This is a genomic window from Desulfopila sp. IMCC35006, from assembly GCF_005116645.1.
Classification (GTDB): Bacteria; Desulfobacterota; Desulfobulbia; order Desulfobulbales; family Desulfocapsaceae; genus Desulforhopalus_A.
The window spans coordinates 93,419-117,775 of record NZ_SWCM01000009.1; the positions used below are offsets into that span (position 1 = coordinate 93,419).

A 24,357-nucleotide genomic window follows, 5' to 3' on the forward strand; every position below is an offset into this window, starting at 1 on the left:
CAACCTCCTCAACAAAAAAGAGAAAAATCAGCGAACTCCTGAAAAGTGAAAGTGGTCCAGAGAGATGGTTAGGTAAAAATTCTACTCTGCCCCCAGAGGAAGTGCCCTGGGGTACAGAGCGTAGTTTTTACAACGCCACCAGGTCTCTACTTGGTGCCGAAGATCTTATCCCCGGCATCTCCAAGACCAGGCAGGATGTAGCCCACTTCGTTGAGCCGTTCATCGACTGCGGCAACATAAATCTCCACATCGGGATGGGCCTCGGTTACCTTCTTTATCCCCTCGGGTGCAGCTACAAGAAAAAGGCCTTTAATCGTTTTGCAGCCGGCTTTTTTCAGGGTGGCAATAGTGGCCAGCAGGGTGCCCCCGGTGGCCAGCATCGGATCGAGAATCAGGGCCACCCGCTCTTCAATATCGTTTGCCGTTTTGACATAGTACTCAACCGGCTCGAGGGTCTCCTCGTTGCGATAATACCCGACGACACTGACCTTGGCGGAAGGAATGAGGTCGATGACGCCATCCATCATGCCAAGACCTGCCCGCAAAATGGGCACGATCGTTATTTTTTTACCTTTAAGCTCATCGACCTCTACAGTTCCCGCCCAGCCCTGAATGGTTTTCCTCTGGGTCTGCAGATCTTTCGTCGCCTCATAGGTCAAAAGCCGGGCAACTTCCGAGGAGAGATCACGGAAATCTTTGGTCGAAATATCATGTTGACGCATAAGGCCAAGCTTATGCTTGATGAGTGGGTGATCCGCGACATGCACGCTCATAATTGACTCCTGGAAATGATTAAATAAGGCCGCTACGGGTTGAGCAGTCGTCGACATTGCTCAACACTATTGTTTTTTCAGGAAGTTACCACATTCGGGGAGCGGATTTCTACGCACATACTTTTAAAATCAGCTAATTTTCCGTGAAACCTACGTGACTTCCTGTTTTAAAAACATCTGGAAAAAAAGCAAGTAATTTGTCCTATCGGACGAAAGCGAAAAGCGTTCCCGCCCATCTCTACGTGAAGTCTTAACACTATACGGACAGCTCGTTTGCTGGCCGGGGACAGCCCGATTTGGAGCAATGAGTATATACAATTATTTGTCAAATCGACTGGTATCCCACACACGCCATTTTTGTTTCTCATTTTTGCCCTGATTATGTTAGAATTATTCAGTTGATGTCGATATTTGCGTGCCAACTTCTCGCAAACAGATTTTCCATGTTGTTTTTTGCAGACGAGACCGAGTGTGGGGCAGAGCGTATGAAAAGTATCTATGGTGAGCTGATATGCATTTTTTTCCTTGTTTTTGCGCCAGGCTATGCCGGTGCCCAACAGGACTCCGCCGGATTTGTCAAAACCGTTGCAGGTGATGTCTATATCACCAGTTCGCAGACCACCGTCAAGGCGGTTGCCAATATGCGCCTCAGCCAGGGCGATTCTATACAAACCGGGCCAAACGGCAGCGTCGGGTTGATCTTTGATGATGACACCGTGGTGGCTCTCGGGCCAAACAGTGAGATAGCCATCGAAAATTTTCTGTTTAACCCGGCGGAAAAGCAACTTTCTTTTGTAACCAGACTCATCCGCGGCACCTTTTCGTTTATCAGCGGCCAGATTGCCAAACTCGCCCCCCAAAAAGTAGTGCTGCAAACACCCGACGCAACCTTGGGGGTTCGCGGCACTAAATTTCTGGTTAAGGTCGATTAGTGACGTAGAAATTCTCTCGTGCTGTTCGAGAGAATTTCGTGACGGAACTTATCCCGCAAATCTTTTAGGCGGGATTAGTGACAGCATCGCAAAAACTCATATTCATTTTAGGTTGTTACGATGCTATCATTAACAGCTGGCGGGTTGTTTAGTTGTTTTTTCAAGAAAATTCTTTCACAACTGATCAGCAGTACCAATTGTACAAAACAACATACGTCAAAGCATTATCGCCGGAGACCACCTTATGATTCGTGCACAATGGAGCAAAAATATTCTGCTCCTGATCTTTTTAGCGCTCCTGTTCCTTTTATCCGGATGTGCCGCAAAGACCACCGTCGTCCTGCTCCCCGACCCCGATGGCAAGGTAGGCCATGTAACAGTGAGCACCGACGTTGGTTCGACAGACATTACCCAGGCAAGAGAGGCAACGACCGTCAAAGGACGTGAATCCCTGCCGACCTCCCCAAAAATTCTCTCGTCAGATGCAATCAATGCCGAATTTTCCCGGGTTCTGACAATGCTCCCCAGCCAACCGGTCCATTTTATCCTTTATTTCGAGGGAGGTTCAACTGACCTGACCGCAGAATCCCGGCAAACACTACCGGCAATCCTTGAATCGATTAACAATCGAAAATCACAACATATAAGCGTCATCGGTCATTCTGACACTGTAGGCGACAACCAATATAATCTGCAGCTGTCGCAGGAAAGAGCTGCAGCCATCCGCCGTCTACTGGTGCAGCAAGGTGTTGCTTCGACCTTTATTACATCAACATCTCATGGCGAGGAAAACCCACTGGTAAAAACGGCGGACAACGTTAATGAGCCCAAAAACAGAAGGGTGGAAGTTGTTGTCAAGTAAGGGGCCTTATCTCTACCGGATCCTTTTAGTCGGCTGCCTGCTACTGACTTTTTTCCTGTCTGGAATCTATCTTTTCCAGCCAAGATTCATTGAGAATATCAATCTCAAAGTCACCGACCTTATTCTCACGTCTGCCAGAGCGCCTGAGTCCCAGCATGAGATCGTCACCGTCGCCATTGACGAAACGAGTGTCGAAAAATATGGCCAATGGCCATGGCCGCGATATCGATTAGGCCAACTTCTCGAAAAAATAGCCCATGGGAGGGCAAAGGCGATCGGTATCGATATCATTTTCGCGGAGAGAGACAGAACCTCTCCCGTGCTTCAGCGCGAAAATCTAACCGACGATATCGGCTCTCGCACCGACACGTCGGATTTTCCCTCTGAAATTTTTGATCACGACACGTATCTTGCCAAGATCCTAAGCAAAGGGCCCTATGTGCTGGGGTATACCTTTCTGTTTAACAACAGCGCATCCACCCCGCAAAACTGTTCCCTCCACCCGATCCCCCTCACCCGCCGGGGAAATAATGATTCGGTCGCGTCCGCCGTTTATTTCCATCGGGCAGACGGAGTTATCTGTAATTACGATGTGCTGGCCAAGGCGGCCCCGGCTTCAGGTTTTCTCAACGGAACTCCTGACCCTGACGGTATCTTACGCCGATTACCACTCCTCATCGAATACCAGGACTCCTTCTACCCATCATTTGCTCTTGCGGTTTTGCTGCAGCTCCAGCCCCTCAATACCCAAAGCGTTTTATCCAGGAAGTATCTGGTCCCTGTGTATTCAGCGGGGGACTATCACATCCCGGTTGATGAACAGGGAAATTTCCTTCTGGGCCCGGCCAGACATGCACAATCTCCCCAATACTCTGCCACCAAAATTTTGTCGGGTAAAATTGACCCGAACCTTTTCAAAGATAAAATCGTTCTGGTCGGTTTGACGGCAGCTGGATTATCACAGGAATATCCAACCCCGATCGGTACGGCGCGAAGTTCGCTTGACATTCACCGGTACTCCCTTGAGTCGCTCATTTCCGGTCTGCATACCATCCGAACAAATCTGTTCCCCGTCTGTGAGATATTCTTCAGCCTGCTGCTCTGCCTGCTCCTCACCGCATGCATTGCGCATTTCACGACGGGCTGGGCGCTCATTTGTTGTTTGCTGGGCGGCGGTTTTGGCTGGTTTGTCACAATAATAACCTACCAGATCAGCGGCTATCTCTTCTCTCCCCTGCTGCCGACTATTTCCGTAATCCTGAGTTCCTGCCTGCTGTTTACGCTTAAATTCTACTATTTCCAGCAACAGGCCAAAGCTGAGACCGGAGATACTGCTCTTCTCTTAAGATCGAGCGAGACGAGTCTGCAATCTATCCTGAAAACCATTCCGGATATTGTCTTTCGCCTGGACGCTGACGGCAACATTACTTTTATCAGCCCCGCGATTACAAAATATTCACGATCCCCGGAATCCCTGGTGGGACGACCGATTTTTGAGCTGGTTACGCCAGAGGATCTCGACAAAGTTCAATACCGCCTGAATGAAAGACGAACAGGAGACAGGGCGACAACCGACATGGAGATATGTCTCCTTCTCACCAAAGAAAAAAACGAGGTACGTCCAGCGAAAAGATATTTCAGTTTATCGGCCGAAGGTATCTACGAATCGCGAGAAAACGGCCCGAGTCGCTTCCTTGGCACCCAGGGCATCGTCAAGGATATTAACGACAGAAAACGACTCGAACAGCAACTGATTCAGGCCCAGAAAATGGAAGTTATCGGTAAACTCGCCGCTGGAATTGCCCATGACCTCAATAATATCCTCAGCGGTATTGTCAGTTACCCCGACCTTCTTCTGCTGGAGATAGCCGAAGAGGATCCACTGCATAAAAAAATACAAATTATCCAGAAATCAGGGAAAAAGGCGGCCATTATCGTACAGGATCTTCTCTCCCTTGCCAGACGAAGTATCACTATAAGCGAAACGTGCAACCTCAATAATATCATTTCCGAATATCTCCATTCGGCCGAATTCGAACTCGTCCAGGAAAGACACCACGATACCGTCATCGAAACCGACCTCGAGGACAACCTCCTCAATGTCCAGGGATCTGCTGCTCATTTATCCAAGGCCATCATGAATATTCTCCATAATGGTCTGGAGGCCATGCCCGCCGGTGGTAAAATCGTCATCTCAACGGCCAATGTCTGCATTGACACGATGCTCACCGGCTATGAGAATATTCCTCCAGGTGACTATGTCTGCACCTCAATCTCAGATAGTGGCGTGGGCATATCCCAGGAGGATCTCGCACGTATTTTTGAGCCTTTTTATACCAAAAAATCAATGCATTACAGCGGGACCGGTCTTGGCATGACCGTCATCTGGGCGACGGTCAAGGATCACCATGGCTATATCGACATACAAAGCGAAGAGGGACAGGGATCAACTTTCAGGTTTTATCTGCCGATCACTCGCCAGAGCCTTACCAGCCAGCAAGACAGAATTGTACTGGACGACTATCTTGGCAGGGAAACCATTCTCGTCGTTGATGACATCCAGGAACAGCTCGATATTGCAAAAAATATGCTCACGAGACTGGGATATACCGTCCACACTGCAACGAGTGGGCAGGAGGCCCTGGCCATTATCAAACAGCAGCCTGTTGATCTCGTCATCCTGGATATGATTATGCCCGGAGGGCTTGACGGCCTGGAGACGTATCAAAAAATTATTCAACTGTATCCCCAGCAGAAAGCGCTTATTACCAGTGGCTTCTCCGAATCGATACGGGTCAAAAAATTGCTGCAGCTTGGCGCAGGAGACTATGTTCAGAAACCCTATACCATGGAAAAATTGGGTGTCGCCGTACGGAGCGAGCTCGACAAAAAATAGAGGGGATGGATACAACCACCGGAGTATTTATTTTACTTATTTTTTCCATATGTTTTATTGATCAACGGAGCTTTTATATGGTAGAGTATAGTTGCCACTGCAACAGCGGCAACTTATTACAATTCCATTATATCGAGCAAGAAACAGTCCAGTAAAATCATCTGTTCATTAACCAAAAGGAGAAATGATGCGAGTCAAAGACCTGATGGAACCGATTAAAAACTGGCTGACCCCTGACATGTCCCTGCGCGAGGCGATCAGGGTCATGAAATCAACCAAACGCGGTCATGGCTTATCCGTAAACGGTATCGTTGTGCTTGATGAGGCTATGAACCTCGTTGGCATTGTCTCGACTATTGATATCCTGCGCATCCTCATTCCTTCCCATGTTTATTTTGACGAGGACCATGATCACATCTCATGGGAGGCCATTCGCAATGAAAAAAGTGCCGCCATCCAATCCATCAATGTCAACCAACTTATGACGGAAGATGTCAGAGTTATCGCCGCCGAGGAAACCCTCCTGCGCTGTGCCGATATACTGCTTACGGAACAGCTCAGACGCCTGCCCGTTACGCGCAGCGACGGCAAGGTTGTCGGGGTTATCTACTTACGCGATGTTTATAATGCTATGATTGAATTATTAGTGAATTAGAAATAATTTTGTTCTTTTCAAAAAATTATTTCGTAAATGAACTTATCCCGCAAATCTTTTGGGCGGGATTAGTGACTAGCAATTAACATCTTCAAACAGTTCCCATGCAGCGCATGGGAACCAGTCCCTACCAGTCCCTCCAGTCCCTCTCCCCCCCTGCGTCCATCCCTTCCAGTCCCTCCACAACACTCCTTGCCATATTTCCAGCCATAGATATTGTATCAAACGAGCAACACCCTCTTTGAGCTCACTTTTGCCACTCTCACAACAAGCATATCAAAGGACTCCCAAACAATGCAGCATAACTGTGCCGGCCCGGTATTGATTGTTGAAGACGACCCCAATACCGCCAATCTGATTCAGACATACCTGGAACGCGATGGTTTTCAAACCATCAAAGCAGCTGATGGGGAATCCGCCCTGCGGCTTGCCAGGCTGCATAAGCCAGGTTTTGTTGTGCTCGATATCATGCTGCCCCGCCTTGACGGCTGGGAGGTGTGCCGACAGCTGCGGACTTTTTCAGATGTCCCTGTCCTGATGCTGACAGCCAGAGAAGAAGAAATCGACCGCATCACCGGCCTCTCCCTTGGTGCCGACGATTATGTCGTCAAACCGTTCAGCCCGAGGGAACTGGTGGCAAGAGTCAAGGCCATCCTGCGCAGGGCCCGGCCGATGCCACCCGCCGGCAGCGAAGTACTCACCTGCAACGATCTGGTAGTGGAACCAGAAAAACACCGGGTGCGCCTGGGTGAGAGGCCGGTAAATCTGACCGGCTCGGAATATAAACTCCTCTGCGCCCTGATGCGCGCGCCCGGCAGAGTTTTTTCCCGCTCGGAGCTGCTCAGTCATTTTTATCAGGATGGCGAGACGGTCGTTGACCGGGTTATCGACGTCCATATCGGCAATCTCAGACAAAAAATCGAAAAAGATCCGGCCAGACCCAAATTTATTCTCACGGTGCGTGGCTTCGGCTACACCTTTTCCGAGGGCGAAGAGCAATGAACCTCTTTCAAAACAAACTGCTCTGGAAACTCCTGCTGATAACGGTCGTGCCGGTAATCGGGGTCATTATCCTGGTAATCTGGCTGGCAATAGACCACCTTGCCGCCAACTATTTTATGGCCCTCATGAAAAAATACGAGGTATCGCCAACCGATATCCACCAGATGTTTCTTTCTTCCATTCACTACTACCTGATCTGGGCCAGTCTTGCCGCCCTTGGGCTCGCCTTTCTGCTCAGCTTCTTTCTTACCCGACGGGTTCTCAGGCCGTTATCCCAGATGAACAAGATCACCAGAGACATTGCCGCCGGCGATTTTCATGCCCGCGTCGAGGTGGTCACCCGGGACGAAGTAGGTCAGCTCGGGCTCGCCTTCAACCGCATGGCTGATTCCCTGGAGGGCATTGAACAACTGAGAAAAAACATGGTTGCAGACGTAGCCCATGAACTCAGAACGCCGCTCACCAATCTGCGCGGCTACCTGGAAGCACTCAATGACAAAGTTATCGAGCCATCCCCAAAGACGTTGCAGATGCTGCAGCAGGAAAATCTGCGGCTGGTGCACCTGGTGGACAGCCTGCAGCAACTGGCCAGGGCCGATGCCGCCAGAGCGCACCTGAACAGGGAAAAGCTCGACCCGGCAGAGGAGGTTCGGCAGATGCTCGGTCTCTATAGCGCGTCGTTTCAGGACAAGGACATAACGGTCACAACCGCTCTCAAAGAGGGCCTGACAGTATTCGCCGACCGGGATAAACTCCTGCAGGCTCTGCGCAACCTGCTGGAAAACAGTTTCAAATATACACCGGCCAATGGCAACGTAACAATTGCTGTCTCTGCGCTGCAGGACAAGGTGGAAATTCGCTTCACCAACAGCGGACCCGGCATAGGTGAAGCCGATCTGCCTTTCATCTTCGAACGTTTTTTCCGAGCCGAACGCTCCCGGTCAAGAGATGCGGGAGGTGCTGGAATCGGTCTGTCCATAACCAAGGAATTAATTGAAGCCCATGGCGGCAAAGTCGGGGCGGAGAGTTCGGCCGGAACCACTTCGGTCTGGATTACCCTTCCGATGGAATAATAAAATCTGATTGCCCCTGAAACCCAGCCTGCCGGAATGGAAGGGTGTGAGCGGTTCGTTTTTCGGGTCTCTGCAGCCATGGACGGCTGCAGCGAAGACCCCAGGGATGGGTTTACGGCGTCCCGGGAAACGAACAGCTCACATCCTGGTTCAGTAGCTGAACATTAGGGGTAATCAGAGAATAAAATCTTCTTTACACAATCTTTACCCTGCCTTTAAACCTGGTTTACACTGCTGTTTTATTATTGAGGGAACGGAAACTATCCCAGCTTCCGATAACCGCAGTCTGGAGGAAAGGATATGAAAAGGTTTTTACGCATAGCTGTCGTTCTTATCAGCGCACTGGTCGGAGTAAGCGTTTTTGCCGGAAACAGCAACAATGATCAACAGGCGAAACCAAAAGACCAGCCCCGGGTAACAGAGACGGCCCTTTTTGCCGGGGGATGCTTCTGGTGCATGGAAAAGCCCTTCGAAACACAGGAAGGGGTAATTTCGGTCACCTCCGGATATGCCGGCGGTACGACAAAATCGCCGACCTACCATGATTACGCCGCCGGCAATCATATAGAAGTCGTACAGATTATCTATGATCCAACAAAAATATCCTATGAACAACTACTCGATACGTTCTGGCACCAGATCGATCCAACCGATGCAGGAGGTCAATTCGTCGACCGGGGCCATGCCTATACTTCAGGTATCTTCTATTACAACGACAGCCAAAAAAGACTGGCCGAGGCCTCAAAACACACGCTGGAACAGAGCGGAATTTTCAAACAACCGATAGTGACGCCGATATCCGCCGCCCCGGAATTTTGGCCGGCCGAAGAGTATCACCAGGATTACTATAAGAAAAACCCTCTTCGCTACCGTTTCTACCGTAATGGCAGCGGCCGGGACACCTTTCTGGAAAAACACTGGCAGGGCAAAAAGATCACTCCGGTAAAGATGGAGATCAGCAATAACTTACGGAGCCGGTTAACCCCGCTCCAGTATAAGGTTACCCAGGAAAATGAGACAGAGCCTGCGTTCCACAACGAATACTGGGATAACAAGAAACCAGGAATCTATGTCGATATCGTTTCCGGCGAACCGCTCTTCAGCTCTTTGGACAAGTTTGATTCAGGGACTGGCTGGCCGAGTTTTTCACGACCGCTGGTTAAAGATAATGTCGTTGAACATACCGACACCTCCTGGTTCGTGACCCGGACAGAAGTACGTTCCCAAAAGGCCAATTCGCATCTGGGCCATGTCTTTACCGACGGTCCGCCTCCGACCGGACTGAGATATTGTATCAATTCGGCAGCGTTAAAATTTATTCCGGTGGAAAAATTAGCCAACGAAGGATATGGGGAATTTGCAAAACTTTTTCATCAGTGAGTTGCCTCTCATTGAAAACACCCGGTGAATTCCGCCATTCTCCTGTTTGACGGGTTTTACCGGGCGGATCCTTTTTCCGCGACGACCAAAAAATGTTTCGCCATTTCGCTAAAAACATGAATGTTTTGAAAATCTGAGCTTGCCAGCTGCTCCTCAACCTGCTCCGGCGCATACCTGATATGTACGGGAGGACCTTCCGACATCTCTTCCTTTTTCCAGTCGACGATGCATATCGTACCATCAGCCTTTAAAATTCTAAATGATTCTGCGAGTATTGCCTGAGGATCATCCAGCTCGTGATGCAGGTTTATCATGTATACCAAATCGGCAATTCCATCTTCGAGGGGGACAGCGCTTTCTGTCATCGCCATGGGGACGATGTTGGGATACCTGCGAGATATATTTGTTTCCATCCATTGGATCATACTGTCGGAGATGTCACAGGCGAAAATTTTGCCGTTCTCGACATAATTGAGAAAAGGAATGCTGAAAAAGCCGGTGCCTGCACCTATATCGACGAATATTTCCGGCCTCACTATATTCATTTTGCTCCAGATATATTCTACAGGAATGTCTATAAGTCTTGCAGGGTTATTCAATTTATGCAGTTTTTTTGGGTCGAATTTTTTCTCGTTCATGCTGAATTCCTTTATGAGTTTTCCCACACAATTTCTGTCCTCCGGCGCTCATTGAGCCCAGTAAGGTAGCAAAATAACCATTTTTCAGCATAACACTAATCCCGCCCAAAAGATTTGCGGGTGCGCTGTTTAGTACTCGCTTGACGGGTGCTCTGTTTAGTCCTCGCTTGACGGGGACTCTGTTATTCGCGACATAATTTTAGCATTAAAGTTCAGCACAGGAGGTCGAGAGGGATATGAGGTGAGCTTTTCACGGGTGTTCCGCAGCCCGGATGGCTGCGGTCAAGCCCCCAGGGATGGGTTCATGGCGTCCGTGAAAAGGTTGCCTTATATCCCTGTATAGCTCAGTTTTAGTAGTATAATGTTTAATAGGTGTGCGAAAAGCACTAGATGTTAATCGCTAGTCTCTTGATCCCGCCTAAAAGATTTACGGGGCTTGTCACTAATCCCGCCCAAAAGATTTGCGGGATAAGTTCATTCACGAAATAATTTTCTTGCAAACAGCACAAGAAAATTATTTCTAATTCACTAATTATAGTGGACGGGGTTTCCCGAGGCGGGTCATCGGCAGCAGTTCGACGGCGAGGATGCTGGCGAGGATCAAAACCCCTCCTGACAGCTGCAGGGGAGATAATCGCTCACCTAAAAAAATCATTCCGCCAATAGCGGCAAAAACAGTTTCGGAGCTGAGAATAATCGCCGCATCAGCAGCCGGAGTAAAACGCTGTCCGACCACCTGCAGGGTAAAAGCCATGCCCACGGAAAAAATGCCGATATAACATATGCCCCAACCGGCGCCAATTATCTGAGCGAGACTGGGGGAATCAACGATATAACCGAGTATACAGCCGATGCAGCCGCTTATCAGAAACTGGACAACCGCCACCACCAGGGGTGCCTGGGTTCGGGAGGCAAAAATACCGACCAGGGTGACATGAATGGCCCAGAAAATTGTGCTTGAGATTACCCACAAATCCCCCGTCACCAGGTCAACATGCTGCGCACCACTCAAGATATAGGTCCCCACAAAACAGCATATCGAGGCCGGCCAGATGGAAAAATGTACTTTCCTCCGTAAAACGAAAAAGCCCAGTACCGGAACAAGCGGAACATATAACGCCGTCAAAAATCCCGAATTGGTCACGGTCGTATGGAGAATACCATGCTGCTGCAGCACGGCTGCTACAAAAAGGACACAGCCGGTTGCAACCAACCCCAGCCAGTCGGCAGACTGAAACCTGCGCTCCTGCTGCTGTACCCGCATAAATTGTTTGACGGCAAACGGCAGAACAACCAGGGCTCCGACTAGAAAACGGGCTCCGGTAAAGGTTATGGTGCCCAGCTCACCGGTACCGATCTGCTGCACAACGAAACTGCTGCCCCAGATAACTGCGGCCAGGGTAAGCAGAAGATTTGCCTGTAAACGATTCATTCTTCACCACTCAAGATTCCAGATCACATACTTTCCACACGACAACACATCCATCTAACATGTATAGAGAAAGGTGCAAGCTCAATGTGTGGGCAATACTAAGCGGGGCTCCTGAAAATTAAGCTGAATTTTTCATCATCCTGTAAGCTCTATTCCGGTTCTCTTCCAGACTACCGAAAAACTAAAGGCATTCGTTTCAACGCTTTCTCCCGCTATTTATTTTCGTATGAAATACATTTTGACTTTCCCGAAACTTCGATTAGTATCTTTTACTCGATGATCATCCTCCAATTAACCAGAACCTTGCAGGAACTGCGTCATGGAAATTCTCACCGAACGGCAGAACAGGATTCTTGTGCTGGCAAGAGAAAACGGCAAAGTCGACGTCGAAAAACTTTCCGCCACCTTTAAGGTATCCGCCCAGACCATCCGTAAAGACCTCAACGAACTGTGCGACAAACAGTTGCTGCAACGTATCCACGGCGGTGCCATCGTCGGTTCCGGAATTGAAAATGTCAGTTATGAAGCCAGACGCCTGCTGGCCCCCGGCCCGAAAAAAGCCATAGGTCACGCGGCCGCGGCGCTGATTCCGGATAATAGTTCCCTGCTCATCAATATCGGCACAACGACCGAACAGGTCGCCCACGCCCTGCACAATCATCGAGGCCTGCTGGTGATCACCAACAATATCAATGCAATCGAAATCATGAAAAATTTCCTTGGCATCGAACTGATCATTGCCGGCGGCCAGGTTCGACGCTCCGACGGGGGAATTGTCGGGGTCGCGGCGGTAGATTTCATCAATCAGTTTAAAGTCGATTATGCGATTATCGGCGTTTCGGCGATAGACGAGGATGGTTCGCTGCTCGACTACGATTTCAGCGAGGTACGTGTCGCCCAGGCCATTATCAAAAATTCCCGGCATGTCATCCTGGTTGCCGACACCATGAAACTCGAAAGAAACGCACCAATTAGAATCGATCATATCTCCCAGATCAATACCATCGTTATCAACGATGCACTGCCGGCAAAACTGCAGGAGATCTGTGCGAGAAGCGGCGTTGAAGTCGTCATCGCCAAAGATTGACCAGCGCAGTATTGCGACTGTCGGCCGGTCATTTTACAGAAATGTCCATACAATGTAAATTTTCACTTGCCTCAACATTTATTTTCAGTTAAGGGTGTTTTATTATTGCATTCGAAATCATTTATTGCCAGAGACGAAACTTACCTGAGAAGATCAATCCATCTTCAGCCAGCAATCTGTTATGAAGAGTCCCGTTTATGACATAGCGATTATAGGAGGCGGCATCAATGGCTGCGGTATTGCCCGTGACGCCGCCGGACGTGGACTCTCCGTCTTTCTCTGTGAACAGAACGACCTCGCCGGTGGGACCTCTTCCGCCTCGACAAAACTGATTCACGGCGGTCTCCGCTACCTGGAATACTACGAGTTTCGACTGGTCAGAGAGGCCTTGCGCGAACGCGAGGTGCTTCTCAATGCAGCCCCGCACATAATCTGGCCGCTGCGTTTCATCCTTCCCCACCATAAAGGGCTGCGCCCGGCATGGCTTATCCGTCTCGGCCTCTTTCTGTACGATCATATCGGCGGCAGGAAGATCCTGCCCGGCACCACCAGCGTCAATCTCAAGAGTGATGCAGCCGGCAAGGTCCTTAAAGCAAATTACAGCATGGGTTTTGAATACTCTGACTGCTGGGTTATGGACAGCCGCCTGGTAGTGCTTAACGCCATGGATGCGGCAGCAAAGGGAGCAAGCATCAAGACCAGATCCCCATTGCTGTCTGCGGCAAGAACCGGCAAAACCTGGCAATTACAGCTCCTCGATAAAACAGGCAACAAAACATATCAGGTTGAGGCGAGATCTCTGGTGAATGCTTCCGGCCCCTGGCTTGACGAGTTGCTCAACCATATCTCCCACACCGAGACGAAAGAACATATCCGCATGGTGCAGGGCAGTCATATCATCGTCAAGAAACTGTTTGACCATGAACGGGCCTACATCTTTCAGAACGAGGATGGCCGGATCATCTTTGCCATCCCTTACGAAAATGAATTCACCCTCATCGGCACTACCGATAAAGATTTTCATGGCCATCCGGACGAGGTGGCCATCTCCCCGGAGGAGACCGACTATTTATGCCAGGCCGCCTCGGAATATTTTCTCCGGGGGATTACCAGAGACGATGTGGTAAGCAGCTTTTCCGGCGTCCGACCGCTTTTTGATGACGGGAAGAGCGACGCAAAGGCGGCAACCCGTGATTATGTTCTGAAACTGGACACCGGCAAAAACGAAGCCCCACTACTGTCTATCTACGGTGGAAAGATTACCACCTATCGAAAACTGGCCGAATCGGTATTGGCCAGACTCAAACCCTTTCTGCCCGGCATGGGCGCTGACTGGACCGAAACAAGCGTTTTGCCGGGGGGAGATTTCCGTCCGGATGCTTTCGATTTCTCGGTACGGGAACTCCAGAGCCGCTGTCCGGTTCTCAACACAAAACTAGCCACACGGCTCTTTCGGACCTACGGCACCTGCGCGTATGCAATGACTGATACGATCCGGGACCGGAAGGACCTGGGCATATCATTTGGCCAGGACCTGTATGGGTTTGAAGTCGATTACCTTATCGCCGAGGAATGGGCCAGGTGCGCCAGTGACGTACTCTGGCGACGGACCAAACTTGGTTTATTTCTGTCCGCCGCAGAAGCTGAAAAGCTTGACAGCTATATCAAAACGAAAGTTTCGGCGGCAGAGCAGATTTCGCCGGTAACGGATGAGGAGAAGTAATGCAGCTCGAGTTACGCAAGGTATCAAAAAAAGTCGGCAAAGAATTCCACATCTCCGACGTTTCGCTCACCTTTGAAGCAGGCACGCTGAATATCCTGCTCGGACCGACGCTTTCCGGCAAAACATCGCTGATGCGTCTTATGGCCGGACTCGATCAACCAAGTTCCGGTACGGTTCATTTCGGCGGTAACGACGTCACCGGCGTGGCCGTCCAGAAACGCAACGTGGCAATGGTCTATCAGCAGTTTATCAACTATCCGAACCTGAGTGTATTTGAAAATATCGCCTCGCCACTGCGTATCGCCGGTGTTGCCGGGCCCGAAATCAAGAAGCAGGTAGCCAAGGTTGCCGCTCTTTTAAAACTGGAAAATATGCTCGCCCGTTCGCCGCAGGAGCTTTCCGGCGGACAACAGCAGCGCACCGCCCTGGCCCGCGCTCTGGTTAAAGGCGCCGATCTGGTGCTTCTTGATGAACCGCTGGCGAACCTCGATTATAAACTGCGTGAGGAGCTGCGCGAGGAACTGCCCCGGATTTTCTCCGCCACCGGCTCTATTTTTGTCTACGCCACCACTGAGCCGTCCGAAGCGCTTCTTCTCGGCGGCAACACGGCATCGCTGCACCAGGGCCAAGTTACCCAGTTCGGCCCGACCATTGAGGTCTTTTCCCGACCGCAAAACCTCATCACCGCCCGGACCCTTTCCGATCCGCCGCTCAACATGCTGCCGGTGACCAAACTCAATAACAGGATACTCTTCAAGAGCCATCTGGAGATCCCGGTTCTGGGGCAATTACCGCAACTCCCGGACGACGATTACACCATCGCCTTCCGCCCCCACCACCTCTATCTGCACCGGACCTCGGACAAGGCCATTGCCGTCAAGGCAAAGGTTGCCGTAACGGAGATAACCGGATCGGAGAGTTACGTCCATGTCGATATTGCCGGCATTCGCTGGGTGCTCCTGGCCCCCGGCATCCACAATTTCGCTGTCCACGAAACGATAGAGATATTCATGGATCCAGATCAATTTTATGTGTTCGACCGAAACGACGCCCTGGTCGTAACACCGAATGCTGTCGCCAATGTTGAGTGACTTCGAAATGACTTCTCTTGTTTTCTTGCAAAAGAGATCATTTCGTGAAGGAACGTATCCCGTTTAACGGGAATAGCAGGAGAGAAAAAATTAATGGCCCACATTACCTTAAAAGATATTGCCCACAGTTATACCGGAGAATCGGATAATCCATATGATTACGCCCTGAAAGAACTCAACCTCACCTGGCGCGACGGCGGAGCCTACGCCCTGCTCGGCCCATCGGGCTGCGGGAAGACTACTCTTTTGAATATCATCTCCGGCCTGCTGACACCAACCAGGGGACAGGTTCTTTTCAATGACGAGAATGTCACCAGGCTGCCGACCGAACAGCGTAATATCGCTCAAATATTCCAGTTTCCGGTCATCTACGACACCATGACGGTGTTCCAGAATCTGGCCTTTCCTTTAAAGAACAGAGGACGCTCTAAAACAGAGATCGAGCCGCGGGTTATTGAGCTCGCCAGGATGCTTGGACTGGAAAAAGATCTGTACACCAAGGCCCAGCACCTGACCGCCGATGCCAAACAAAAGATCTCGCTCGGCCGTGGCCTGATCCGGCAGAGCGTCAATGCCATTTTATTTGACGAACCGCTCACGGTCATCGACCCGCAGATGAAATGGGAACTCCGCTCCCAGCTCAAATACCTGCATAAGCAGTTCGGCTTCACCATGATCTACGTCACCCACGACCAGACCGAGGCGTTGACCTTTGCCGACGAGGTAATTGTTATGTACGAGGGCGAAATTGTCCAGGTTGGTACGCCTGAAGCATTATTTGAACGACCGGAACACACTTTTGTCGGCTATTTTATCGGTTCTCCCGGGATGAACATCACCCCCTGTGAACTGCAGGGGAACAGGATTGTTATCGAAGGCCATGAGATCACCCTCGACTGTACCTATACAGATCAGCCGTCCTCAGCAAAAATCGAAGTTGGTATCCGTCCCGAATACTTACGTCTTGCCCCGCCACAGGAAAAAGGGCTGCCGGTAAAAATAATCAAAATCGACGATATAGGTCGCCACAAGATCGCCAGAGTCGCTGTAAATGAGCGCATTTTCCATGTTGTCATGCCGGAGATTTCGGCGATGACCGGAGATCACGCCTCTCTCGCCTTTGATACGGCCCACACCAATATCTACGTCAACGATCATCTCATTGCAGGAGAACGGCCATGATACAAAAACAAGTCAACCAGAAAGCATGGTTCATGGTCCTGCCGGTTTTTCTTTTGGTGGCCTTTAGTGCCGTTATTCCGCTTATGACCGTGGTTAATTACTCGTTCCAGGACACCTTCGGCAGCAACCAGTTCTTCTGGGTGGGAATGGACTGGTTCAGAGATCTGATGCATTCGGAACGATTCCATGATGCCTTTCTTCGACAGATTGCCTTTTCCAGTATAATTCTGGCGATAGAGATTCCCCTGGGCATAGCCATCGCGTTGGCTATGCCCAGAAAGGGCTGGGGCGTTCCGGTATGTCTCATCTCCATGTCCCTCCCGCTGCTTATCCCCTGGAACGTGGTTGGCACCATCTGGCAGATCTTTGGCCGGGTTGATATCGGCCTGCTTGGGCACAGCCTTGCCTCCATGGGCATTGATTACAACTATACCCAGGATCCCATCGCCGCCTGGATTACGATTATCGTCATGGACGTCTGGCATTGGACCAGCCTGGTTGTCCTGCTTTCCTATGCGGGCCTTTGTTCCATTCCCGATGCCTATTATCAGGCGGCAAAAATAGATGGAGCCTCGCGAATTGCGGTATTTCGATATATCCAATTACCGAAAATGCAAGGCGTCCTGCTGATTGCCGTTCTGCTCCGTTTTATGGATAGTTTTATGATCTATACCGAACCCTTTGTGATCACCGGTGGCGGTCCCGGCAACTCAACCACCTTTATGTCCATCGATCTGGTAAAAATGGCTGTTGGCCAGTTCGACCTCGGTCCTGCCGCCGCCATGTCCCTTGTCTATTTTCTCATTATTCTCCTCCTCAGCTGGATTTTCTATACGGTAATGAGCAATGTCGGGGAAGAAAGCAAAAACGGAGGTGCCTGATATGCGCTGGAAATGGCTTATTCCTGCTATCTATATCTTTTTCCTGCTGCTGCCGATCTACTGGCTCGTCAACATGAGCCTGAAGACCAACGATGAAATTCTGTCAATGTTCACCCTTTGGCCGCAGGATTTGACCTTTGCCAACTACAAAGTAATCTTCACCGACGCCTCCTGGTATTCGGGCTATATAAATTCGATGATCTATGTTTCCGTTAACGTGCTCATCTCGGTCTGTTTCGCTTTGCCTGCGGCCTACGCTTTTTCACGCTATTCCTTTGTTGGTGACAAGCATCTGTTTTTCTGGCTCCTGACCAACCGCATGGCGCCCCCGGCGGTCTTTGCCCTGCCGTTTTTTCAGCTCTACTCGTCGATTGGTCTGTTTGACACCCATATTGCCGTGGCTTTAGCCCACTGTCTCTTTAACCTGCCACTGGCTGTCTGGATCCTTGAAGGGTTTATGTCCGGCATCCCCAAAGAGATTGACGAGACCGCCTTTGTTGACGGCTACTCCTGGCCCCGTTTTTTTGTGAAGATCTTCATCCCGAACATTGCCTCGGGCATCGGCGTCACCGCCTTTTTCTGTTTTATGTTTTCCTGGGTGGAACTGCTCCTGGCCAGGACGCTTACAGCGGTGCATGCCAAACCAATTTCGGCCATTATGACCCGTACCGTCTCCGCCTCCGGCCTTGACTGGGGCGTGCTTGCCGCCGCCGGAGTTTTGACGATTCTCCCCGGCGCGCTGGTGATCTATTTTGTTCGCAATCATATCGCCAAGGGTTTTGCGCTGGGGAGGGTTTAGTGACGTAGAAATTCTCTCGCGCTGTTTCGAGAGAATTTCGTGACGGAACTTATCCCGCAATGCTCTTGGGCGGGATTAGTGACTCGTTATTAACATTTTGTGCTGTTTACAAGGAAATTATTTCGTGACGGAACTTATCCCCGCACAGCACGGGGACTGAACAGAGCACCCCTCAAGGGGGTACTAAAAAGAGTCCCCGTCAAGCGAGGACTAAACAGAGCACCCGACAAGCGAGTATTAAACAAAATACCGCAAAGCTTCTGGGCGGGATGGGATCTTCATATAACGAAAAAGTAAACAAACCGAAGAAAACGATAATCAAAGGATTATAACCATGAACCTCAAATGGATGGCCTGGACTACCCCAACCGCCGCATTTTTTATCATAATTTTCTGCATGCTGATCGCCATGACCATCTGGGAAATGAAAAGCCCCGGTGGAAATCCACGGGTTGGCATCCTTCGCTTTGAAACGACTCGAGGGGACCGTCTTTTTGTCTCTCTCCTGGGCTCGGCCTATATTCATATTATCTGGCTGGCAATATTTCCTGAACTCGCTTTATGGTGGGCTTTTGCAATTGCCTGCATTTACGCGCTCTGCGTATTCAAATGGGTGTAATTTCGGTGTAGGGAGTTCTTTGTACCGTTGTTTCGTTCTGCCGCTAAGCATCGTGGTGGCAGGAAAATCGCAAAACAATAGAGGAGAAAATCGATGATTAAAAGGCTCGTAACAGCAACAGCCATGGCTGCTCTCTTGATGGGACCCGCCGGCGCACAGGCTGGAATGGATGAGGCAAAAAAGTGGGTGGAAAGTGAATTTCAGCCCTCGACCCTTTCCCAGGCCGACCAGATGAAGGAGATGGAATGGTTCATTAAGGCAGCTGAACCGTTTAAAGGAATGGACATCAAGGTGGTATCGGAAACAATCACCACCCATGAGTATGAATCGAAAACCCTGGCCAAGGCCTTCACGGAAATCACCGGCATCAAAATCACCCACGACCTGATCGGCGAGGGCGACGTTATCGAAAAACTGCAGACCCAGATGCAGTCAAATAAAAACATCTACGACGCCTACATCAACGACTCCGACCTGATCGGCACCCATTTCCGTTATCAGCAGGCGGTTCCTCTCACCGACTGGATGAGCGGAGAAGGAAAAGATGTCACCGACCCGATGCTTGATGTCGACGATTTTATTGGAAAATCCTTTACCACCGGGCCTGACGGCAAACTCTACCAAATTCCTGATCAGCAGTTCGCCAACCTCTACTGGTTCCGGTATGACTGGTTCAAACGTCCCGATCTGAAAGCTAAGTTTAAAGAGCTGTATGGCTATGAACTGGGCGTACCGGTCAACTGGTCGGCCTATGAAGATATCGCCGAATTTTTTACCGATAAAGTTAAGGAAATAGACGGCAAACGAGTCTATGGCCATATGGATTACGGCAAAAAGGATCCTTCACTCGGCTGGCGTTTTACCGACGCCTGGTTTTCCATGGCCGGTGGCGGTGACAAAGGGATTCCAAACGGTCTGCCGGTTGATGAATGGGGAATCAGGGTCGAAGGTTGTCGCCCGGTCGGTTCTTCCGTTTCCCGTGGTGGTGACACCAATGGCCCGGCGGCAGTGTATGCGCTGACTAAATATATCGACTGGCTGAAAAAATATGCCCCGCCTGAGGCTGCCGGCATGACCTTCTCCGAGGCTGGACCGGTTCCTGCCCAGGGTGCCATTGCCCAGCAGATATTCTGGTACACTGCCTTCACCGCCGATATGGCCAAACCCGGCACCCCTGTGGTTGATGAGAACGATAATCCCAAATGGCGTATGGCCCCATCGCCGCACGGCCCGTATTGGGAAGAAGGTATGAAGCTTGGTTATCAGGATGCCGGTTCCTGGACCCTGATGAAGTCGACCCCGGTTGACCGACGTAAGGCGGCCTGGCTGTATGCTCAGTTTGTCATTTCCAAGACCGTCAGTCTGAAGAAAACCCACGTCGGCCTCACCCCGATCCGCGAGAGCGATATCTGGGATAAATCTTTCACCGAGCGGGCGCCTAAGCTCGGCGGCCTGGTGGAATTCTACCGAAGCCCCGCCCGGGTGCAGTGGACGCCGACGGGGACCAACGTCCCTGACTACCCGAAACTGGCCCAACTCTGGTGGCAGAATGTAGCCGATGCGGTAACCGGCGACAAGTCCCCGCAGAAGGCATTGGATTCACTGGCCGAACAGCAGGACAAGGTAATGGAACGGATTGAACGTTCCGGAATCCAGGGCGAGTGTGGACCGAAACTGAATAAAAAGCAGGATCCATCCTACTGGCTGAACCTGCCGGGTGCTCCGAAGCCAAAACTGGCCAACGAAAAACCAAAAGGCATGACCATCGATTACGATGAGCTGGTGAAGAGTTGGGCTGCATCTGCCAAGAAGAGCTGAGAAAAAAAGGAGTTGTAAGGCAGTAATTCCCTCACAGGGTGCGTGACGCTCCCCTGTGAGGGGGGCGGTTCTTAATAAAAGCACAGGTGTTTTTTTCTAATTGGGTGAAAATATTGACATCATACATCCTCGCAATCGACCAGGGAACCACCTCCAGCAGGGCTATCGTCTTTAACGATCAGCTTGAAATAGTCGCCTCTGCCCAGGAAGAATTCGAACAGTTTTTCCCGCAATCCGGCTGGGTGGAGCATGACCCCGAAGAAATCTGGAGCACCACGCTCAGCACCTGCAGGAAGGCGCTGGCAAAAGCCAGCCTCTCCGCCGCCGACATTACCGCAATCGGTATCACCAACCAGCGCGAAACCACCATTATCTGGGATAAAGATACCGGCAAACCGATTCATAAGGCTATTGTCTGGCAGGACCGAAGAACATCGGAATACTGTTCCCAGCTGCAGGCAGATGGACATGACCCAATGATCACCGCCAAAACCGGTCTGTTGCTTGACTCCTATTTTTCCGGCACCAAAATTAAATGGCTCCTTGATCATGTCGCCGGGGCCAGGGAAAGGGCCGCCAGGGGCGAACTCCGCTTTGGCACCGTTGATTCCTTTTTGCTGTGGCGCCTGACCGGCGGGAAAGTGCATCGTACCGATGCCACCAACGCTTCACGCACCATGCTGTACAATATTCATGACAACTGTTGGGATAAGGAGATACTGGAACTGCTTGATATTCCTGCGATCCTTCTGCCCGAGGTTAAAGACTGCTCGGCTGATTTCGGTCAGACCGAAGCCGCACTTTTCGGCGCACCGATTCCGATCGGCGGCATTGCCGGCGACCAGCAGGCGGCCCTTGTCGGCCAGGCGTGTTTCCAGCCGGGTATGATTAAATCGACCTATGGCACCGGCTGCTTCGTCGTCCTCAATACCGGCGATAAGGCCGTTCGATCCAGCAACAGGCTGCTGACCACCATCGGCTATCGTTTAGGCGGTAAAACCACCTATGCCCTGGAAGGCTCAATTTTTGTCGCCGGGGCCGCAGTGCAATGGATGCGCGATGCCATGGGTCTGATCGAGTCGGCTTCCGAGACCGGAAAACTGGCCCGCCAGGCGGACATCAACCAGGACGTCTATCTGGTCCCGGCCTTTACCGGTCTGGGAGCACCACACTGGGACGCTGAAGCCCGCGGCGCGATATTTGGAATCACCCGGGCCACCGGACCGGCCGAACTCTCCAAGGCCGCCCTGGAATCAGTCTGTTTCCAGACCCGCGACCTGCTCGATGCCATGCGCGGAGATTATCAGAATGTTGGTGAGACAGTTCTGCGTGTCGATGGCGGCATGGTTGCCTCAAATTATACCATGCAGTTTCTTGCCGATATCCTGAACGCCCCCGTTGATCGACCGATCATACTCGAAACCACTGCCCTTGGCGCCGCCTACCTGGCCGGCCTGCAGAGGGGAATCTTTCCCCCGCCGGAGCGTTTCAGCGAGACCTGGAAATGCGATAAACGTTTCACCCCGGCACTTGCCGAAGAAATTCGCATCCGCAAATACAAAGGCTGGCAAGACGCGGTTCGCCGCACCCTGACGAAATAATCGCTGCAGCTGGCAGCTTACGCCAAAATGGCCTTTGTCATTCCCCTTGCCAGGAGAGCGCACACACACGTTGGTTTTCATATTGACTTGATTTGACTTTCATTTGAAATTTCATTCAATTTCACTTGAACTATGTTGCCAACAGGTTTATAACAGATGGGTAATTATTCCGGTTTCAGGCAGTAGACTTTTTTCTTAGAAGGCTGGATCCTGAAATACCGGCACAACTCCACTCCGGCAAGGACCCAGAATTATGTCGCAATCCCCCCTCGACCAGCCTGCAGTAAAAGGCCACAACACTCTAGAAACCGATGTCCTCATCATCGGCGGCGGCGTCACCGGCGCAGGAATCATGCGCGATCTCGCCCTGCGCGGACTGCACACCCTGCTCATCGATAAACGCGACCTGTGCGCCGGAGCCTCCGGCGGCAACCACGGCCTGCTGCATTCCGGCGGACGCTATGTTTCGAACGACCGCCATTCGGCGATTGAATGCCGGATTGAAAACGAAATCCTGAAGCGTTTGGCACCCCAGTGTGTTGAACAAACCGGCGGCCTGTTTGTTGCCGTGGAAGGCGACGACCTCGAATTTGCCGAGAAATTCCCGCAATTCTGCGCCGCGGCCGGCATCAGTTGTACGGAAATCGGCCCGAACGAAGCGCTAAGGATGGAACCGTTGCTGTCGGAAAAACTGGTCAAGGCCTACTTAGTGCCCGATGCAACCGTGGACCCCTTTCGACTGGCCCTGGAAAATGTCGCGCATGCCCGGCTGCTCAATGACAGCATTTATCGGCCCCACACCGAAATCATCGATTTCCGGATCGACAACGGGAAGATTACTGCCGCGATCTGCCGGGACAATCGCACCGGGGTCATGTTCAATATCCAGGCCAGACAATATGTCAATGCCGGGGGAGCATGGGCCATGAACATCGCGCAAAAAGCCGGCTGCACCGATGTCAATCTGCTCTACTCAAAAGGCACCCTGCTGGTCAGCCATGACCGCATGGCCGGCCATGTCATCAACCGACTGCGGCCGCCGGCCGACGGCGACATTCTCGTTCCCGGGGGAACGGTGTCGGTCCTTGGAACCACCTCCGTCCATACCGACAACCTGGAGACCGTCCGCCCCACCGTGGCTGAGATCGATCGTAATGTCATGGAAGGTGCGGCAATGATCCCAGCCCTGGCCACCGCCCGGTATATCCGGGCGTTTTCCAGGGTTCGGCCCCTGCTGCAATCTTCACCCGGAGAGGACGGCCGCGCGGCAACCCGTGGCTTTGCCCTGCTCGATCACACCTCCCAGGGATTGACTAATTTTTGCACCATAACCGGGGGAAAGCTGACCACCTTTCGCCTGATGGCTGAAAAAACTGCCGATCTCGTCGCCCGGCGACTCGGCAACACCCAGGCCTGCACAACCGACAGCGTTGCCCTGCCGGACGGAGATGCCTGCCGGTGGACCGAACCGGGCGCTGCGCCCCGCTACTGGTATAAAGCCAATAACGCCGATGACATGATCCTGTGCGAATGTGAAATGGTTCCTCAATCGGCCATCGATGAAATTGTCAAATGCGCTCCGGGGGCCGAAGCAGAGATGACCCTGGAGGCAATTGCCCTCAGATCCCGTGCCGGCAAAGGACCTTGCCAGGGTTCGTTTTGCGGCATTCGTATCGCCTCCTATCTTTATGACCGGGGGTACTATCGCGACACAACCGGCCTGACCCACATGCGCGATTTTTTCAACGAACGATTTAAAGGCATGCGCACGGTTATCTGGGGCCGACAGGCGGCGCAGATGGAACTGGCGGAAGCGCTCCATTGCGGGCTGCTCGGACTCGACAATCTGGATAGTGACTGTCCAGAAATGGCTATTTTGCCCTAACTATTCGTTGCTCTCGAAATTTAATCTT

The 24,357-nt window shown here is 51.3% G+C and carries 20 protein-coding genes; 17 read left to right on the forward strand and 3 right to left on the reverse strand.

What is annotated here, in order from left to right; translation table 11 throughout:
• Positions 1-146 precede the first annotated feature (146 nt).
• Positions 147-773, reverse strand: coding sequence for a uracil phosphoribosyltransferase (gene upp, locus FCL47_RS15595; RefSeq protein WP_136814456.1), 627 nt, complete (start codon positions 771-773; stop codon positions 147-149).
• A gap of 485 nt (positions 774-1,258) precedes the next feature.
• On the opposite strand from upp, the gene FCL47_RS15600 reads away from it, so the two are divergent.
• The 7 genes from FCL47_RS15600 to msrB all read left to right on the forward strand — a co-directional run bounded on the left by FCL47_RS15600 (position 1,259) and on the right by msrB (position 9,573).
• Positions 1,259-1,705, forward strand: coding sequence for a FecR domain-containing protein (locus FCL47_RS15600; RefSeq protein WP_167496518.1), 447 nt, complete (start codon positions 1,259-1,261; stop codon positions 1,703-1,705).
• A gap of 244 nt (positions 1,706-1,949) precedes the next feature.
• Positions 1,950-2,567 carry an OmpA family protein gene (locus FCL47_RS15605; protein ID WP_136814458.1) on the forward strand — a complete coding sequence of 206 codons (618 nt, stop codon included), beginning with the start codon at positions 1,950-1,952 and terminating at the stop codon, positions 2,565-2,567.
• The gene (locus FCL47_RS15610) at positions 2,527-5,463 is read left to right on the forward strand and encodes a CHASE2 domain-containing protein (RefSeq protein ID WP_136814459.1); all 2,937 of its coding nucleotides are present in this window, start codon (positions 2,527-2,529) and stop codon (positions 5,461-5,463) included. The genes FCL47_RS15605 and FCL47_RS15610 overlap by 41 nt, the downstream gene beginning before the upstream one ends.
• Before the next feature lie 184 nt (positions 5,464-5,647).
• Positions 5,648-6,118 (forward strand): CBS domain-containing protein, encoded by a 471-nt coding sequence (locus FCL47_RS15615; RefSeq protein ID WP_136814460.1) that lies wholly within the window; start codon positions 5,648-5,650, stop codon positions 6,116-6,118.
• A gap of 294 nt (positions 6,119-6,412) precedes the next feature.
• The gene (locus FCL47_RS15620; protein ID WP_136814461.1) at positions 6,413-7,120 is read left to right on the forward strand and encodes a response regulator transcription factor; all 708 of its coding nucleotides are present in this window, start codon (positions 6,413-6,415) and stop codon (positions 7,118-7,120) included.
• Positions 7,117-8,193: a cell wall metabolism sensor histidine kinase WalK gene (locus FCL47_RS15625; RefSeq protein WP_136814462.1), complete on the forward strand. Its 1,077-nt coding sequence runs from the start codon at positions 7,117-7,119 to the stop codon at positions 8,191-8,193. The genes FCL47_RS15620 and FCL47_RS15625 overlap by 4 nt, the downstream gene beginning before the upstream one ends.
• Before the next feature lie 300 nt (positions 8,194-8,493).
• On the forward strand, positions 8,494-9,573 hold the full coding sequence (msrB, locus tag FCL47_RS15630; RefSeq protein ID WP_136814463.1) for a peptide-methionine (R)-S-oxide reductase MsrB: 1,080 nt from the start codon (positions 8,494-8,496) through the stop codon (positions 9,571-9,573).
• A 56-nt stretch (positions 9,574-9,629) separates the two neighbouring features.
• Here msrB and FCL47_RS15635 read toward each other — a convergent pair whose 3' ends face one another.
• The gene (locus FCL47_RS15635; RefSeq protein ID WP_136814464.1) at positions 9,630-10,211 is read right to left on the reverse strand and encodes a class I SAM-dependent methyltransferase; all 582 of its coding nucleotides are present in this window, start codon (positions 10,209-10,211) and stop codon (positions 9,630-9,632) included.
• 532 nt (positions 10,212-10,743) lie between these two features.
• Positions 10,744-11,643: a DMT family transporter gene (locus tag FCL47_RS15640; protein WP_136814465.1), complete on the reverse strand. Its 900-nt coding sequence runs from the start codon at positions 11,641-11,643 to the stop codon at positions 10,744-10,746.
• A gap of 319 nt (positions 11,644-11,962) precedes the next feature.
• Between FCL47_RS15640 and FCL47_RS15645 the strand changes: the two genes are divergently transcribed.
• The 10 genes from FCL47_RS15645 to glpA all read left to right on the forward strand — a co-directional run bounded on the left by FCL47_RS15645 (position 11,963) and on the right by glpA (position 24,329).
• Complete coding sequence (locus tag FCL47_RS15645; protein WP_136814466.1) at positions 11,963-12,730, forward strand: DeoR/GlpR family DNA-binding transcription regulator; 768 nt, start codon at positions 11,963-11,965, stop codon at positions 12,728-12,730.
• Positions 12,731-12,911: 181 nt separating this feature from the next.
• Positions 12,912-14,453 carry a glycerol-3-phosphate dehydrogenase gene (glpD, locus tag FCL47_RS15650; RefSeq protein ID WP_136814467.1) on the forward strand — a complete coding sequence of 514 codons (1,542 nt, stop codon included), beginning with the start codon at positions 12,912-12,914 and terminating at the stop codon, positions 14,451-14,453.
• Positions 14,453-15,544: an ABC transporter ATP-binding protein gene (locus tag FCL47_RS15655; RefSeq protein WP_136814468.1), complete on the forward strand. Its 1,092-nt coding sequence runs from the start codon at positions 14,453-14,455 to the stop codon at positions 15,542-15,544. The genes glpD and FCL47_RS15655 overlap by 1 nt, the downstream gene beginning before the upstream one ends.
• A gap of 93 nt (positions 15,545-15,637) precedes the next feature.
• Positions 15,638-16,726: an ABC transporter ATP-binding protein gene (locus FCL47_RS15660; protein ID WP_136814469.1), complete on the forward strand. Its 1,089-nt coding sequence runs from the start codon at positions 15,638-15,640 to the stop codon at positions 16,724-16,726.
• Positions 16,723-17,607, forward strand: coding sequence for a carbohydrate ABC transporter permease (locus FCL47_RS15665; RefSeq protein WP_240744262.1), 885 nt, complete (start codon positions 16,723-16,725; stop codon positions 17,605-17,607). Before FCL47_RS15660 ends, FCL47_RS15665 begins: the two co-directional genes overlap by 4 nt.
• A gap of 1 nt (position 17,608) precedes the next feature.
• Positions 17,609-18,406 (forward strand): carbohydrate ABC transporter permease, encoded by a 798-nt coding sequence (locus tag FCL47_RS15670; protein WP_136814470.1) that lies wholly within the window; start codon positions 17,609-17,611, stop codon positions 18,404-18,406.
• Positions 18,407-18,740: 334 nt separating this feature from the next.
• Positions 18,741-19,025 (forward strand): DUF2160 domain-containing protein, encoded by a 285-nt coding sequence (locus FCL47_RS15675; protein WP_136814471.1) that lies wholly within the window; start codon positions 18,741-18,743, stop codon positions 19,023-19,025.
• A gap of 123 nt (positions 19,026-19,148) precedes the next feature.
• Positions 19,149-20,843, forward strand: a complete 1,695-nt coding sequence (locus tag FCL47_RS15680) for an ABC transporter substrate-binding protein (protein ID WP_370459567.1) — start codon at positions 19,149-19,151, stop codon at positions 20,841-20,843.
• A gap of 113 nt (positions 20,844-20,956) precedes the next feature.
• On the forward strand, positions 20,957-22,444 hold the full coding sequence (glpK, locus tag FCL47_RS15685; RefSeq protein ID WP_136814473.1) for a glycerol kinase GlpK: 1,488 nt from the start codon (positions 20,957-20,959) through the stop codon (positions 22,442-22,444).
• Between the two features lie 253 nt (positions 22,445-22,697).
• Positions 22,698-24,329, forward strand: coding sequence for an anaerobic glycerol-3-phosphate dehydrogenase subunit A (glpA, locus tag FCL47_RS15690; protein WP_136814474.1), 1,632 nt, complete (start codon positions 22,698-22,700; stop codon positions 24,327-24,329).
• Positions 24,330-24,357 lie beyond the last annotated feature (28 nt).